Source organism: Halomonas qaidamensis (assembly GCF_025917315.1).
Taxonomy (GTDB): Bacteria; Pseudomonadota; Gammaproteobacteria; order Pseudomonadales; family Halomonadaceae; genus Vreelandella; species Vreelandella qaidamensis.
In genome coordinates, this window is the sequence record NZ_CP080627.1 from 489,348 (window position 1) to 505,204 (window position 15,857).

Below are 15,857 nucleotides of genomic sequence, written 5' to 3' on the forward strand. Positions count from 1 at the left end.
ATCGTCTATGGTTAGCGTTGCTCATCACGTTTCTGCTTGTCTTGTTGCTCTTGCAAATACCGATCGCGATGAGCGCTTGAACAAAACCACTGTTCGCTTTCGCGCAGGGCTTCCTCTTCTGGAACATGTACGTCGCACCAACGGCAGCGCACCATCTGGCCGCCTTCATGGCGTTTTGGTTCGCTCTCTTGGTGGGTAAGTCTGCGCTCTCGGTAGAGGCCATAAAGCTTCAGGCCCACATAGAACAGCACGGCAAAAATAATCAGCCGAATGATCAAAAGGTTCATCCTCTATGACTCCCATGGTGGGATGTAATAATCGCTAGAATAGCATGAGTGCCGGCTAACCTTTGCCTGTTGGCAGTCCTTGCGGGACAATGTATTTAGGTAAACGGCAACGTATTCCAAAGATTCTCAAGAGATTTTAACGCCCATGCAAGACTTAACGCTGGTAATGGCCCAACTCGACCCTCTAGTGGGAGATATTCCCGGCAATGCTGCACGCGCCATTGAAGCGGTGCGCGAAGCGAGGATCGAACATGGGGCGGATATTGTTGTCTTCCCAGAGCTTTTCTTGTCAGGCTACCCGCCGGAGGATTTGCTGCTTCGCCCGTCGATGGAAGCTCGCTTACGTGAAGCGCGGGCTAAAATGGCAGAAAAAATCTCCCGGGATGTGCTGGTGATTATTGGCTACCCCGGCGTACGTGAAGGGGAGCGCTACAACCTAGCAGGTGTACTGTACAACGGCCAATGGGAAGCAGAGTACGCTAAGCAGGCGCTGCCTAATTATCAGGTGTTTGACGAGCAGCGCTACTTTACGCCGGGCACCCAGCCATTAGTGTATGAGCACAAAGGCGCCAAGCTAGGGCTGCTGATTTGTGAAGATCTCTGGGAAGGCGCGCCTGTCAATGCTGCCCGTGAAGCCGGCGCAGAAGTGCTGATCAGCTTAAACGCCTCTCCCTATCATCAGGATAAGCCCAACGAGCGTCTGCGCCTGTTAGCGCTGCGCGCCCAGGAGGTGAGTCGCCCGATTGTATACGTGAACACCATCGGTGGTCAGGATGAACTGGTTTTCGATGGCGGCTCTAGCTGTGTGGATGCCCAAGGCGAACTCAAAGTGCTGGCTCCTTACTGGCAGGCAGGCTTAATGCCGGTTCAGTTACTGCAAAAAAATGCTGATACCTGGGAGCCTCAGGCGGGTGAAATTGAGCCGGATACTTCGCCGGAAGAGAGCCTGTATTGCGCCCTAGTCACAGGACTACGGGATTACGTCAACAAAAGCGGTTTCAAAGGCGTTGTGCTGGGGCTTTCTGGAGGCATTGATTCGGCACTTTCTCTGGCTATTGCCGTTGATGCACTCGGCCCGCAGCGGGTTCAGGCGGTGATGATGCCCTACCACTATACGGCAGATATTTCGAAACAGGACGCTGCCGAACAGGCTGACATATTGGGCGTTCATTATGACGTAATGCCCATCGAGCCGATGGTCGACGCGTTTATGGGCACGTTAGCGGAAAGCTTTGCTGGCACTGAGCGGGACACCACCGAAGAGAATCTGCAGTCGCGCTGTCGCGGTGTTCTGTTAATGGCGATTTCCAACAAGAAAGGTCTCATGGTGTTGACCACCGGTAATAAAAGCGAAATGGCGGTGGGTTACGCCACGCTCTATGGCGATATGGTGGGTGGTTATAATGCTATTAAAGACGTTTATAAAACCTGGGTGTACCGTTTGGCTCGCTGGCGCAACACCCAGTCTCTGGCTATTCCTGAACGGGTGATTGAGCGCCCACCCAGTGCAGAGCTGGCTCCCGACCAGCAAGATAGTGACTCCTTGCCTGATTACGACGTGCTAGACGCCATTCTAGTGAGCTACATTGAAGGTGATATGAGTGCTGAAGCGATTATCGCCGCTGGGTTTGATGAGGAAGATGTTTACAAAGTGGTGAAGCTGGTTGACCGCTGTGAATATAAGCGCCGCCAAGCCCCTGTTGGAGTGCGGGTCACGCCCCGAGGGTTTGGGCGTGACCGACGTTACCCGATTGTGAATGGTTGGCAGCCAGGCGATTAAGGCGCCAGTTTCTGCTCAAATTGCTTAAAAACTGTCCCAAGAAGACTCGGCGGTCTGGCGCTTCAAAACGGGTATATTAGGAGCGTTATGCGCCGTTGAGTCTTGCGTTCTACCGCGGCTTACCACTGCTTGCATATAAGTGTGCTGTTGACCAGCGGGCAGTTTGAAAACGCTCATGGCGTCTAGCAGTTGATGAGCGTTCTGGCGCAGATGATTCGCAGCATTAGCGCTCTCCTCTACTAGTGCAGCGTTCTGCTGGGTTACTTGATCCATCTCAGTGATCGCTTGGCCAACCTCTTGAACACCGGTGCTTTGTTCGGCGCTGGCATGGCTAATTTCCTGCATAATTCTGGTAACTCGCCCAATAGCAGCTACGATATTTTCAGTTGATCGACTGGCTTCCTCTGCCCGCGCGTTACCGTTATTAACACGCTCTAAGTTATTAGAAATCAGGTCGTTTATTTCACGGGCGGCATCAGCGCTGCGTTGAGCAAGATTCCGTACTTCTTCTGCCACTACTGCGAACCCTCGGCCATGCTCGCCAGCACGGGCAGCTTCTACAGACGCGTTTAACGCAAGAATGTTGGTTTGAAAAGCGATAGCATCGATGGTGGATATAATGCCGGCAATTTCTTGTGAGCTTTTATTTAGCTCGTTCATGGTCGTCACTACCTGACGTACAGCTTCGCCGCCTTCAGTAGCTGTTTTCGAAGCGCTGGCCGCTTCCTGGCTTGCTTGTTGTGAATTGTCTGCGTTGAGCTTGACCGTACTATTGAGCTGCTCCATCGCTGATGCTGTTTCTGCTAATGCACTGGCTTGCTGCTCGGTACGTGAAGAGAGATCGTTATTCCCTTCGGCAATTTGTTCGCTATTAGAAGCTACGGCGTCTGCTGAAGAGCGAACTTGCGCCACAATGGATTGTAACTGTTTTGACATGGCAACCTGCGATGCCATGATGCTACGAGTGTCGCCTGCTTTAAGAGTTGGCTGATTGGTCAGCTCACCGCGACCAATAGCTTCTGCAAAGGCCTTCACTTCGTAAGGTTCTGCACCGAGTTCGCGCAGCAGTTGGCGTGATAAAAACAGCGCAATGGCTCCCCCAATCACGACAGCAAATAGTGTTAACCCAAGCATTTGCATTTGAAAACCAGAGGCAGTGCTGCGGGCCGCCGCCGTTGAAGCGTTATTAATTTGCTCTTGTAAATTAATAAATTGATTAATCCGATTAAGCCACTCAGCGTAAGCAGGGCCAGCCTGCTCAAGTGTTATGGCTTGGGCACGGGTAAGAGTATCAGAGGTTCTGGCATCAAGTACTTGCTGAGTAAGGGCTTCTACTATATCGGCCTGGGTGCTAATAGAAGACAAGATACTTTGCTCTTGTGGCGTTGTATCTGTATCACTGATCACTCGTTGCATACCTTCAATGGCTGTATCGTAATTAACAGCCAGTTGCCGCATCTCTTCATTAAGTGTTGTTAAGCGGCTAGCATCCGTCGTCATAACGATGTCACGTAGCGCAATGGCGCGGTCATGAACGCTGCCTCGCATATCAACTGCAAAACGCTGCTTAGCGCCATTTACATCATTAATAGAGGTGAGCCCGCGGTTAATTTGATTAACCTGATAAATACCTATTGCTGTTAAAATAACAAGTAATATCAATAAGGTAGAGAAGGCGAAGGCTAGGCGTGTGCTGATAGTCGTCTTTGATAATCGAGATTTGGAGGCGATCATTCCATTAGCTCCGAGCAGGCACTTTGTTATTAAGGTAGGAGTAATGTACCTTTTGCATAATTTTTGTACAACATTTATTAAGCTTTTGACGATGCGCCAGAGTGTGAATAACGTCTAAATAAAAGCATTTCCTAACAAGAAAAAACCACGCCGAAACGTGGTTTTAAAGTAAAAGTCAAATAGCTTTATACGCATCAGCGCTGTATGAGATGTCTATTAATTATCAGCGTTGTCATGTTTAGGTACAAAACGATTGCCTCGTAGCTGCTCATGGTCTGGTGCATTTTCTCGCAGAACGACAAGCACTTCATCTGCGCGATCCTTCATACCAAGCCCTTGATAACCTTCTACCATGGTTGCCAACGCATCACGCGTTGCGTTGGACTCCGGATAGTTTTCAATCACCCAGCGGCCGCGTTCAATGGCGGCTAAGAAGGCGCCACGGCGCAGGTAGTAGTCTGCGACATGTAGTTCATGGCGGGCCAGCAATTCACGTAAATAGACAATACGCTGTTGGGCATCAGGGGCGTATTCGCTTTGTGGAAAGCGTTGGATTAATTCGCGGAAGTCGTTGTAAGCGTCCCGTGAGGCGCCCAAGTCGCGCTTGGAGATATCAATCAGGCGCAGTCGCTCAAGGCTAAATCGTCCCGCTTGCCAAGCAGAAAGGCCGCGTAAATAGTAGGCGTAATCCACCTGCGGGTGATCAGGGTGCAGGCGAATGAAGCGACTAGCAGCAGCGCGAGCCTCTTCCCAGTTGCTGTTTTCGTAGTAGGCGTAAATCAGCTCAAGCTGGGCTTGTTCGGCGTGGGGGCCAAACGGATAGCGGGTATCGAGCGCTTCAAGCCGCTCAATGGCAATAGGAAAACGGTTGCTATCCAGCGCTGTGCGCGCAAGTTCATAGAGTTCACGTTCTTGCACACCCTCGAATTCATCGTCTTCTTCAGGGGTGGCGTTATTACTGGCACAGCCTGCCAGAAGAGCAAGGCTTAAGGCTAGGGCGCCAAAGCGGTTGGCAGCGGAAAAAGCGCGCATCATCATCCTCGTTGCAAACAAGCCTCAATCACCGAAAAGCGACGATGGCCATAAGTAGAAATGGTAGAATAGGTCGCAGTTCACCCACTATAAATCACCTAGACGCAAAACGCAGGCTTAGCGACACGTCAGTGCCGTTTGAAAAGTTAAGCAGTGTCAAATAGCGACAACGCTGTTGGTGTCCTAAAAAGCCGTTTGTGTCTTAAAGAGGTTATTCATGTCTCGTATTGTTGAAGCCACGCAGCGGGTACCCGCGACATTAGCAGGCGCGCGTTTAGACCAAGCCGCAGCTGAGTTGTTCAGCGATTATTCCCGCGAACGGTTGAAAGCGTGGATCAACGCCGGTGAGCTCACTGTTGACGGCGCTAAAGTAAAGCCGAAGGCCAAGCTGCACGGCCATGAAACATTAGCGCTAAAAGCGACCATCGAAGACGATACGCGTTTCGAAGCTCAGGATATTCCGCTTGATATCGTGTATGAAGATGACGCGGTGATGGTTATCAATAAGGCCGCTGGAATGGTGGTACATCCTGCTGCGGGCAACCCTGATGGCACGCTGTTAAATGCACTGCTTCATCATCATGCTGCGCTGGCGGAAGTGCCGCGCGCTGGGATCGTACATCGTCTGGATAAAGACACCACTGGCCTGATGATGGTGGCAAAAACGTTGCCCGCACAAACGGCGTTGGTTGAACAGTTGCAGGCACGTAGTGTCTCCCGCCAGTACGATGCGGTAGTGATTGGTAAACCAGTGTCGGGTAGCACCATTGATGCGCCGATTGGTCGACACCCAAAAGACCGTAAGCGCCAAGCAGTTACGGCATCTGGAAAACCGGCGGTAACGCACTTTCGCGTGGTAGAGCGTTTTCGTGCACATACCCATGTGCGTTGCACGCTTGAAACCGGGCGTACCCATCAAATTCGTGTTCATATGGCCCATGCCCGCTACCCGCTGATTGGTGATCCGCTTTATAGTGGTCGTGCAAAGTTGCCGCCGGGCGCTGCTGCGCCGTTAAAAGAGATTCTACGTGAATTTCCGCGTCAGGCGCTGCATGCTCGGAAGCTCAGTTTTGTGCATCCGGTGAGTGGAGAAACGCTTACTTTTCATGCTGATTTGCCCGATGATCTACTGATGTTGTTGGACTACCTGCGCGAAGATAGCGAGACCATGAGATGAGCGATGCGATTGATCTAAAGCCCACGTTATTGTTGCCTGACTGGCCGGCCCCCGCCAATGTGCGGGCGTTTGTGACTACTCGGGAAACAGGGCCGAGCCAGGATGATTTTGCAGCCTTCAATCCAGCGACCCATGTAGGCGATAATGCAGATCACGTCGCGCTATGTCGGCGTTTGCTGCACAAAGAAATCGGCGATGATCGACCGCTACTGTGGCTGAACCAAACCCATGGCGCACGGGTCCAGCAGGCGTATCAAAGCGATATACCGGAAGCAGACGCAGCGATTGCTAACAGCAACGACTATGCCTGTGTGGTGTTAACCGCAGACTGCCTACCGGTGCTGTTTTGTAATCGCCAGGGCACCCAAGTCGCGGTTGCGCACGCAGGCTGGCGAGGGCTGGCGGGTGGTGTATTGGAAGCGACCGTTGCTGCTATGAATTGCGACCCTGATGACGTGTTGGTATGGCTGGGCCCGGCTATTTCGAATGCTCAGTTTGAGGTTGGGCCAGAGGTGTATGGTGCCTTTGTTGCGGTACACCCTGAGACGGCTGATGCGTTTGACCACAGCCCCTATCGTCTTGGCCACTATATGGCGGATCTTTACCGCTTGGCGCGCTTTCGTTTAGAAGCATTAGGGCTCCATCACATCAGCGGTGGCCATTTCTGCACTGCCTGCGAGTCGCGTTTTTACTCCTACCGCCGAGACAATGGCAATACGGGACGCATGGCAAGTGTGATCTGGATCAATTAAGCAGCGCGATTCCTTCAAGCTTGTGTTGCGCGCCTCTTGAAATGCGTGGAACTGACGCCATTTAACTTGTCAAGCTAAACGTTTTTAGCATATTAAAGACAAGTTATTGGGAAACACCGTGGGTCCAAACGCACGGCACCCCCAGGAGGAATTCCATGCGATTCGATAAATTTACTGCCAAATTACAGGCCGCTATTTCTGAGGCGCAATCCCTTGCCGTTGGGCACGGCCATAATCAGCTTGATCCCGCGCACTTACTGCTTGCGTTACTCGATACCAAAGACACTGGCATCAAAGCCCTGGTCGAAAAAGCCGAGGGCAGTAGTTCACGTCTGCGCGACGGTTTGCAGCAGCAGCTTGATGACTTGCCGAAAGTCAGCCAGTTCGACGGAGATGTACAGCCATCCCGCGACTTTATCAAGCTATTCAACTTAACTGACCGAGAAGCACAGAAGCGTGGCGACCAGTTTATCGCCAGCGAATTAGTGCTATTAGCAGCTCTGGAAATGAACAGTGCTGTCACCAAGTTAATGAAAGAGGCGGGGCTGAACCGGAAAGGCTTGGAAGCTGCAATCAACAGCTTGCGCGGTGGTGCAACGGTCGATGACCCCAATGCCGAAGACCAGCGCGAAGCGCTTAACAAATACACCATGGATCTTACCCAGCGTGCGTTAGATGGCAAGCTGGATCCGGTGATTGGCCGCGACGATGAAATTCGCCGCACCATTCAGGTGCTGCAGCGTCGTACCAAAAATAACCCGGTGCTGATCGGTGAGCCAGGGGTGGGGAAAACCGCCATTGTCGAAGGCTTAGCGCAGCGCATTGTGAATGGCGAAGTGCCCGAAGGCCTGAAAGACAAACGCGTACTTTCGTTGGATATGGGCTCGCTGCTGGCAGGCGCTAAATTCCGTGGTGAGTTTGAAGAGCGCCTAAAAGCGGTGCTTAAAGAGCTCTCCCAGGAAGAGGGGCGGGTCATCCTGTTTATTGATGAGCTGCACACCATGGTGGGCGCAGGTAAAGCCGAAGGTGCGATGGATGCAGGTAATATGCTTAAACCTGCGTTGGCGCGTGGTGAGTTGCACTGTGTGGGCGCAACAACGCTGGATGAGTATCGCAAATATATTGAAAAAGATGCCGCGCTGGAGCGCCGCTTCCAGAAAGTGCTGGTCGATGAGCCGTCTGAAGAGGATACGGTGGCTATTCTGCGCGGTTTAAAAGAGCGTTACGAAGTCCACCACGGCGTGGATATTACCGATTCAGCGATTATTGCGGCGGCGAAACTCTCTACCCGCTATATCACTGATCGGCAGTTGCCCGACAAAGCCATCGACCTGATTGACGAGGCGGCGTCTCGTATCCGCATGGAGCTGGACTCTAAGCCTGAAGAGATGGATCGTTTGGATCGTCGTCTAATCCAGCTGAAAATGGAGCGCGAAGCGCTTAAGAAAGAGACCGATGAGGCCACTAAGAAACGCCTCGAAGCGCTGAATAACCAGATTCACGAGCTAGAGCGTGAGTACGCTGACTTGGATGAAATCTGGAAAGCTGAAAAAGCCAGTATTCAGGGTGCAGCCCAATTCAAAGCAGAGCTTGAGCAGGCGCGTATTGACCTTGAACAAGCGCGTCGCCAGGGCGATTTAGGGCGTATGTCGGAAATTCAGTACGGCAAAATTCCGGCGCTGGAGAAGAAAATTAGCGAAGCGGGTGAAGGCGAGGCTGATACAGCCAGCCACCAGCTGCTGCGCTCAAACGTGACCGAAGAAGAGATTGCCGAGGTGGTTTCCCGCTGGACCGGTATTCCGGTCTCCAAGATGTTGGAAGGCGAACGGGACAAGCTGCTGCGCATGGAAGAAGCACTGCACGAGCGGGTGATTGGCCAGCATGAAGCGGTAGAAGCCGTGGCGAATGCGGTGCGTCGCTCACGTGCCGGGCTGTCTGATCCGAATCGGCCTAACGGCTCGTTCCTGTTCCTCGGCCCCACTGGGGTAGGTAAAACAGAGCTATGTAAGTCGCTAGCTAACTTCTTGTTTGATACAGAAGAAGCGATGGTGCGTATCGATATGTCAGAGTTTATGGAGAAGCACTCCGTGGCTCGGTTGATTGGTGCGCCCCCAGGCTATGTGGGTTATGAAGAGGGTGGTTACTTAACTGAAGCGGTACGTCGTAAGCCTTACTCGGTGCTGTTACTGGACGAAGTGGAAAAAGCGCATCCGGACGTGTTCAATATCCTGCTGCAAGTGCTGGAAGATGGTCGCTTAACTGATGGTCAAGGCCGTACGGTCGATTTCCGCAACACAGTGATCGTAATGACTTCTAACATGGGCTCGGACATTATTCAGCGCATGGGCGGAGATGATAACGACTACGAAGCAATGAAAAGTGCAGTGATGGAGGTGGTGGGTAACCATTTCCGGCCTGAATTGATTAACCGCATTGATGAAGTGGTGGTGTTCCACGCCCTTGGTCAAGAGCAAATTCAGGCGATTGCCGGTATTCAGTTAGCGCGTTTGAAAGTGCGCTTAGCTGAGCATGATTTGAGCTTGGATATCAGCGATGATGCGATGGCACAACTGGCAGTCGTCGGTTTCGACCCGGTGTATGGTGCAAGGCCACTGAAGCGGGCAATCCAGAGCCGTATCGAGAATCCGTTGGCACAAGACTTATTGGCGGGCAAGTATGCGCCAGGCGATACCATTCATATCAGCGCCAATGAAGGCAAGCTAGTGTTTGGGTAATTAACAAGCAAGTATCAATAAGCTTGTATCGTCCGTACGGCTGCGCAAACAACAAGCTTGCGCAATGAAATAGGGCAAAAGCCCCGTTAGCTCTGCTAGCGGGGCTTTTTTAATGGCTTCTTGCGACGTTTGTTGCGTTTGTCTTGATCGGAGGTTGACAGGTTGAGGGCGCTAATGGAATCTTGTGGGTTCCTGATTTGCGGGCGCGGAACCAACGGGCAACCCCTAATCCCCGCGCGAAGGGTAGGCGACAGCCTTTACCCGCCGAAGGACTTCCGGGCTTGGGCTAACCGCCCGACCTGGCCAACGCCCCGACACGGCAAACCGTCGTGTAAGGGAGTCGCTGGTGTATTGCATAATATGTCAGTGCTTCCGATGAGAGTGCAGGCCCTAACCGGGCCATATGCCAGGGTTTGGCATCAGGTGCCGGCATGGGCCGGCAGCGGCATACCGCCGCACTCGACACCGCAGGATGTCCTGCGGATCGCACTCGAGACCTCCAGGGGAGAAACACAGTGGAACTGCTTTCCGGCGCAGATATGATCGCCCGCTTCTTGCAAGATGAGGGCGTTGAATACATTTATGGTTATCCCGGTGGTGCAGCACTGCATATTTATGATGCGCTGTTCCGTCAGGACAAAGTGAAGCACATTCTAGTGCGTCATGAACAGGCGGCGACTCACGCTGCAGATGGCTATGCCCGTGCTTCAGGTAAACCAGGGTGTGTGCTTGTTACATCAGGTCCCGGTGCTACCAACGCGGTTACCGGCATTGCAACGGCCTATATGGATTCCATTCCTATGGTTGTGCTGTGTGGGCAGGTAATGAGCCACCTGATCGGTGACGACGCCTTCCAGGAAACCGATATTATCGGTGTGACTCGCCCTATCGTGAAGCACAGCTTCTCAATTCGGCATCCGTCTGAGATTCCAGAAGTGCTGAAAAAAGCCTTCTATCTTGCGGCAACTGGTCGCCCAGGCCCGGTTGTGGTCGATATCCCTAAAGATATGACCGCGCCGACCGAGCGTTATGAGTACATCTATCCGAAAAAGGTCAAGATGCGCTCTTATAACCCGGTAACTCGGGGGCATACCGGTCAAATTAAAAAAGCCGTTGAGATGATGCTGAAAGCCAAGCGCCCGGTGTTCTATACCGGCGGTGGCGTGGTAACTGGCAAGGCAAGCGAAGGTTTGACCGATTTGGTCAAACAGCTCGGCTTCCCCATTACCACAACGTTGATGGGCATTGGTTCTTATCCGCAAAGTGACCGGCAGTGTCTGGGCTGGTTGGGTATGCACGGCTCGTACGAGTCCAATATGGCCATGCATCATGCGGATTTGATCATCGCGATTGGCGCGCGTTTTGATGACCGAGTGACTAATAACACGTCGAAGTTTTGCCCTACGGCAAAAATTATTCACGTGGATGTGGATCCAAGCTCGGTGTCTAAAACCGTGCGTGCCGATGTGCCTATTGTGGGGCCTGCGGCTAGCGTCATTAATGAAATGATCAGCTTGGTTCAAGGCCAGACAATTTCGCAGCCTGAAGCGCTGACCGAATGGTGGCAGAAAATTGACGGCTGGCGTGCCGAGCGTGAAGGCAAGCTATACGAGCCCTCTAAACCAGGCGAAGTGCTGAAGCCTCAGGAAGTTGTTGAGGCGCTGTGTCGTGTTACGCGTGGTGAAGCCTATGTAACAACGGATGTTGGCCAGCACCAGATGTTTGCTGCTCAGTATTACAAGTTCGACAAGCCTAATCGACTGATCACCTCGGGTGGTCTAGGCACAATGGGCTTTGGCTTCCCGGCCGCGATGGGCATCAAGCAAAACTTCCCGGACGACGACGTGGTATGCGTTACCGGAGAGGGCAGCTTCCAGATGATGATGCAGGAGCTTTCTACCTGTAAGCAGTACGGGGTGGGCGTCAAAATTGTAAACCTCAACAATGCATCGCTTGGCATGGTGCGCCAATGGCAGGATTTGAACTACAAATCCCGTCATGCTCACTCTTATATGGAGTCGCTGCCGGACTTCCATATGCTCATTGAGGCTTACGGATTTACCGCGATCACCGTGAACACCCTTGATGAATTGGAGCCGGCGCTAGAGCGCGCCTTTGCTAACAAGCATGAACTGGTGTTCCTGGATGTGAAGGTCGATCCTTTTGAGCACGTCTATCCGATGCAGGTGCCATTAGGTTCCATGCGTGACATGCTGCTGTCTAAAACGGAGCGTACCTGATGCGTCATATCATCTCGATTCTGATGGAAAACGAACCGGGTGCGCTGTCACGTGTAGTCGGGCTGTTCTCCCAGCGTAACTTCAACATTGAAACGCTGAACGTTGCGCCGACTGAGGATCCGTCGCTTTCACGTCTGACGGTGACTACCGTGGGTGATGACCGGGTCATTGAGCAAATCACCAAGCATCTTAATAAACTGATTGATGTGGTGAAGCTAGTCGATCTGACGGAAGGTAACCACATTGAGCGTGAATTGATGCTGGTGAAAGTAAAAGCGCTAGGCGCAGCCCGCGATGAAGTGAAGCGTACGGTAGATATTTTCCGGGCGCAGATTGTCGACGTAACGCCAAGCCTTTATACCGTTCAGATTACCGGTGACGCCTCTAAGCTGGATGCCTTTCTGCAGGCCATGGCGCCGGTAGGCATTCTCGAAGTGGCGCGTACCGGGGTATCTGGTATTGCTCGCGGCGATAAAGTGCTATCACTGTAAACGAAGCATGCTAGCTGAGTAAGTCGTTGAAAAAGCAACTGAGAAAGCCGTCCGTACCTAGGGCGGCTTTTTTTATGGTGTTATTTAACGCTTGTTAGCGTGGCGTCACGGTCGCCCAGAAGGCATCAATCATCGGGTTTTTGAGTCGTCGATTAAGCACGCAAACTCCAACATCGTAGTGGGGTAGCTCCGGTTTCACGTTGAGCACCTGCACGCGTTCGGCCAGCGGGCTGTTATCTAGCACGATTTTTGGTACCACGCCCACGCCAAACCCCAGCCCTACCATGCTAACAATGGCTTCGTGTCCGGCCACTTGGGCATAAATACGCGGCGTTATACCCATCGCTTTAAACCACGTATTGGCATATTCCCTTGAAAGCCCTGCCTCTGAAAGAATCATCGGTACGTCACGCCATTGCTCAGCTGTTGAGCTCTCTGGCTGGTTTGGCAGCCAGTCGTGGGCTTCTCTAGGTGCAATAAACAGTAGCGGCGAGCGAGTAAGTGATTTGAAGGCCAAGGCGCTGGGTGGAATCCGCGGGCGGGGGGTAATGGCCATGTCGTCGGCGCCTTCCAGTACCCGCGACATGGCGTCAGCGGGGTCACCGGTATGCAGCTTTAGCTCGATGCCTGGGTGGCGGGTGCGTACATCGCTTAATAGCTCATAGAGAAAGCTATAGCTCGCAGTTACTGAGCAGTAAATGCTTATTTCTCCGCGTAGTTGTGCCGCCGTGGCGGCCAGTGTCCGCTTCTGCATTTCCCACTGTTCTAAGGTCTCTTTTGCATAGTGCTGAAACGCTAGGCCTTGGGGGGTGAGTGTGACATGGCGATTATCGCGCTCAAACAGGCGTGTGCCTAGCTCGGCTTCAACCTGTTGAATTGAGCGGCTCAAGGTGGATGGGCTGATATGACAAAGCTCGCTAGCACGGCCAAAGTGCAGTGTCTCGGCTAGTGTTATCACATGCTTTAGTAAGCGAAAATCCATAGTAAGCCCACTGTTAAGATTTATGTTTCATAATTAGAAATAGTATGTTGCAAATATAGCGTTTTACGCAATGGTGTCAGTGGCGTACAGTGACTTCAACGCCAAAGCCCAGTGCTGCAAAAGACGGCACGGGTGGCCATCAACGCTGATACGACATCTATAAATTATCCCTATATAACGATCATGTTTTAATCAAATTCGATTTTGGAGTCTCGCTATGCACGTTTATTACGATAAAGATTGTGATCTGTCCCTCATTCAAGCCAAGAAAGTCACGATTGTTGGTTATGGCTCGCAAGGTCATGCCCATGCCAATAACTTGAAAGAGTCGGGCGTCGACGTCACTGTTGCGCTGCGCAAGGGTTCCTCTTCTGCAGCTAAAGCAGAAGCCGCAGGTCTGAAAGTGGCAAGCGTACCGGAAGCGTGTAAAACCGCAGACGTTGTCATGATTCTAGCGCCGGATGAAAACCAAAAAGCGATCTACGAGCAGGAAGTAGAGCCGAACTTGAAAGAAGGTGCGACCTTAGCCTTCGCCCACGGCTTTAATATCCACTACAACCAAATCGAGCCGCGTAAAGATCTTGATGTCATCATGATTGCGCCGAAAGCACCGGGCCACACGGTACGCTCCGAGTTCGTTAAAGGTGGCGGTATTCCTGATCTGATCGCTATCCACCAAGATGCGTCTGGTAATGCCAAAGAATTAGCGCTTTCCTACGCGGCAGGCGTCGGTGGTGGCCGTAGTGGCATTATCGAAACTACCTTTAAAGATGAGACCGAAACGGACCTGTTTGGCGAGCAAGCAGTTTTGTGTGGTGGCGCGGTTGAGCTGGTTAAAGCTGGCTTTGAAACGCTGACTGAAGCAGGCTACGCGCCGGAGATGGCTTACTTCGAGTGTCTGCATGAACTTAAGCTGATTGTTGACCTGATGTACGAAGGCGGCATCGCCAACATGAACTACTCTATCTCCAACAATGCGGAGTACGGTGAGTATGTGACTGGCCCTGAAGTGATTAACGATGAGTCTCGTGCAGCAATGCGCAACGCACTCAAGCGCATCCAAACGGGTGAGTATGCCAAAATGTTCATTCAGGAAGGCAATACTAACTACCCGTCTATGACAGCTCGTCGTCGCTTGAATGCTGAGCACGAAATTGAGCAAGTTGGCGCTAAGCTACGCGGCATGATGCCGTGGATCGCTGCCAACCAGTTGGTTGATAAGTCGAAAAACTAAGCAGTTAGCGTGTTAATACGCTAGTTAGAGCCTCGGGGCGCGCACTGTCGCGCCCCGAGGCGTTTAGCGTTGCATACTGTAATTGACTGGCTGAGTGAGCCTCACCGTGTAGAATGAAAAGAGATCACTGTTCTTGTGACTTCACTTCAAACGGATGATATTTATGACCCAGGATGCTCGCGATCAAGAGCGTAAACAGTCCCCGCAGTCAGTGCCTCAAGAAGGCCAGAAAACGGAAGGCAGTAGTGCTGGAGGTCAAGACGACGCTAGTCACGAAAAGGTAAATAATGGCTACACCAGTCATGACGACGTAAGTAATGAAGATCTAGCTAGCGTTTTTCTGCGTGAAACTGAAGTCGTTGAAGAAGCGGTCGAGGACGGTAAGAAAATTCGCCGAAAAGGCATTTACTTATTACCTAACTTGTTTACTACATCTGCGTTGTTTTCAGGGTTCTTTGCGGTAGTGGCTGGCATTAACGGAGAATTCACTTCGGCGGCAGTGGCAATTTTTATCGCCATGGTGCTTGACGGGCTTGATGGCCGTGTTGCCCGTATGACCAATACCCAAAGCGAGTTTGGCGCAGAGTACGATAGCCTTGCCGATATGATCTCGTTCGGTATGGCACCTGCATTGGTGGCCTTCACCTGGATTTTACAAGACATCGGTAAAACTGGTTGGGTCGTGGCGTTTCTTTACGTGGCTTGTGCCGCACTGCGATTGGCACGCTTTAATGTACAGATTGGTAGTGTTGATAAAAAGTGGTTTATCGGTTTGCCAAGTCCATCCGCTGCAGCTTTAGTGGCCGCTAGTGTGTGGACCTTCCATAGCTTTGATGCAGATGCGGTAGGTTTTAAACTGCTTATGTTGTTTGTAGTAGGGGCAGCGGGTGTGCTGATGGTTAGCAATATTCGTTATTACAGCTTCAAAGACCTCGATTTCAAAAAGCCTGTCCCGTTTGTTGTGCTTCTAGCGGTGGTACTAGGGTTCGTAATGATCTCTGTTGAGCCTTCTGTGATGCTGTTGCTGCTTTTTGGTGCTTACGTGTGCTCAGGCCCCGTATTGGCTGTTATGCGCAAAGCTAAACCTAAAAGTTAAAGTTTATTCACGTTTTCTCAAAAAACCACTTGCCAAGACGGCAGCGAATCCGTAAAGTACGCATCCGCTGCCGGGGACGCACAGCGTTACCAGCGGTGATGGAAGGTGAAAACCTTCGGTTTGTCAGGAAGTTAGCGCAATAAAAGAGAAGGCATCGTTATCTCGCTTTCTTAACCCGCTCGCTTCACTCACTGAAAACAGTGATTGACAAACACCAGGAAATGCGTAGAATACGCCTTCCTCGCTGAGGCAAACCAGTTCATCGGTTAGCCGGCTGATAAGACAGCCTCGCAGCGAAACAGCTCTTTAACAATTTG

The 15,857-nt window shown here is 51.9% G+C and carries 12 protein-coding genes; 8 read left to right on the forward strand and 4 right to left on the reverse strand.

The features are described 5' to 3' along the window. Positions 1–11 precede the first annotated feature (11 nt). Positions 12–287, reverse strand: coding sequence for a PP0621 family protein (locus K1Y77_RS02360; protein WP_264018892.1), 276 nt, complete (start codon positions 285–287; stop codon positions 12–14). A gap of 145 nt (positions 288–432) precedes the next feature. Between K1Y77_RS02360 and K1Y77_RS02365 the strand changes: the two genes are divergently transcribed. Beyond that, the gene (locus K1Y77_RS02365; protein ID WP_030074346.1) at positions 433–2,067 is read left to right on the forward strand and encodes an NAD+ synthase; all 1,635 of its coding nucleotides are present in this window, start codon (positions 433–435) and stop codon (positions 2,065–2,067) included. Positions 2,068–2,091: 24 nt separating this feature from the next. On the opposite strand, the gene K1Y77_RS02370 is transcribed toward K1Y77_RS02365, so the two are convergent. After that, entirely contained in the window at positions 2,092–3,801 is a 1,710-nt protein-coding gene (locus K1Y77_RS02370; RefSeq protein WP_264430155.1) for a methyl-accepting chemotaxis protein, read from the reverse strand. Positions 3,802–4,017: 216 nt separating this feature from the next. Beyond that, on the reverse strand, positions 4,018–4,833 hold the full coding sequence (locus tag K1Y77_RS02375; RefSeq protein WP_030074344.1) for an outer membrane protein assembly factor BamD: 816 nt from the start codon (positions 4,831–4,833) through the stop codon (positions 4,018–4,020). Between the two features lie 217 nt (positions 4,834–5,050). Between K1Y77_RS02375 and rluD the strand changes: the two genes are divergently transcribed. From rluD to ilvN, 5 genes are all read left to right on the forward strand, one after another. Then, positions 5,051–6,010: a 23S rRNA pseudouridine(1911/1915/1917) synthase RluD gene (gene rluD / locus K1Y77_RS02380; protein ID WP_030074343.1), complete on the forward strand. Its 960-nt coding sequence runs from the start codon at positions 5,051–5,053 to the stop codon at positions 6,008–6,010. After that, positions 6,007–6,762 carry a peptidoglycan editing factor PgeF gene (gene pgeF, locus K1Y77_RS02385; RefSeq protein ID WP_030074342.1) on the forward strand — a complete coding sequence of 252 codons (756 nt, stop codon included), beginning with the start codon at positions 6,007–6,009 and terminating at the stop codon, positions 6,760–6,762. The genes rluD and pgeF overlap by 4 nt, the downstream gene beginning before the upstream one ends. Before the next feature lie 155 nt (positions 6,763–6,917). Then, positions 6,918–9,497: an ATP-dependent chaperone ClpB gene (gene clpB, locus K1Y77_RS02390; protein WP_030074341.1), complete on the forward strand. Its 2,580-nt coding sequence runs from the start codon at positions 6,918–6,920 to the stop codon at positions 9,495–9,497. A 515-nt stretch (positions 9,498–10,012) separates the two neighbouring features. Continuing rightward, entirely contained in the window at positions 10,013–11,737 is a 1,725-nt protein-coding gene (locus K1Y77_RS02395; RefSeq protein WP_030074340.1) for an acetolactate synthase 3 large subunit, read from the forward strand. Continuing rightward, positions 11,737–12,228 (forward strand): acetolactate synthase small subunit, encoded by a 492-nt coding sequence (gene ilvN, locus K1Y77_RS02400; RefSeq protein WP_030074339.1) that lies wholly within the window; start codon positions 11,737–11,739, stop codon positions 12,226–12,228. The genes K1Y77_RS02395 and ilvN overlap by 1 nt, the downstream gene beginning before the upstream one ends. Before the next feature lie 94 nt (positions 12,229–12,322). Here ilvN and ilvY read toward each other — a convergent pair whose 3' ends face one another. Next, on the reverse strand, positions 12,323–13,210 hold the full coding sequence (gene ilvY, locus K1Y77_RS02405; protein WP_030074338.1) for an HTH-type transcriptional activator IlvY: 888 nt from the start codon (positions 13,208–13,210) through the stop codon (positions 12,323–12,325). A gap of 217 nt (positions 13,211–13,427) precedes the next feature. Here ilvY and ilvC point away from each other — a divergent pair, with 217 nt between their 5' ends. Next, the gene (gene ilvC, locus K1Y77_RS02410; RefSeq protein WP_016916053.1) at positions 13,428–14,444 is read left to right on the forward strand and encodes a ketol-acid reductoisomerase; all 1,017 of its coding nucleotides are present in this window, start codon (positions 13,428–13,430) and stop codon (positions 14,442–14,444) included. Positions 14,445–14,607: 163 nt separating this feature from the next. Continuing rightward, positions 14,608–15,540: a CDP-diacylglycerol--serine O-phosphatidyltransferase gene (gene pssA, locus K1Y77_RS02415; RefSeq protein ID WP_030074337.1), complete on the forward strand. Its 933-nt coding sequence runs from the start codon at positions 14,608–14,610 to the stop codon at positions 15,538–15,540. Positions 15,541–15,857: the final 317 nt, after the last annotated feature.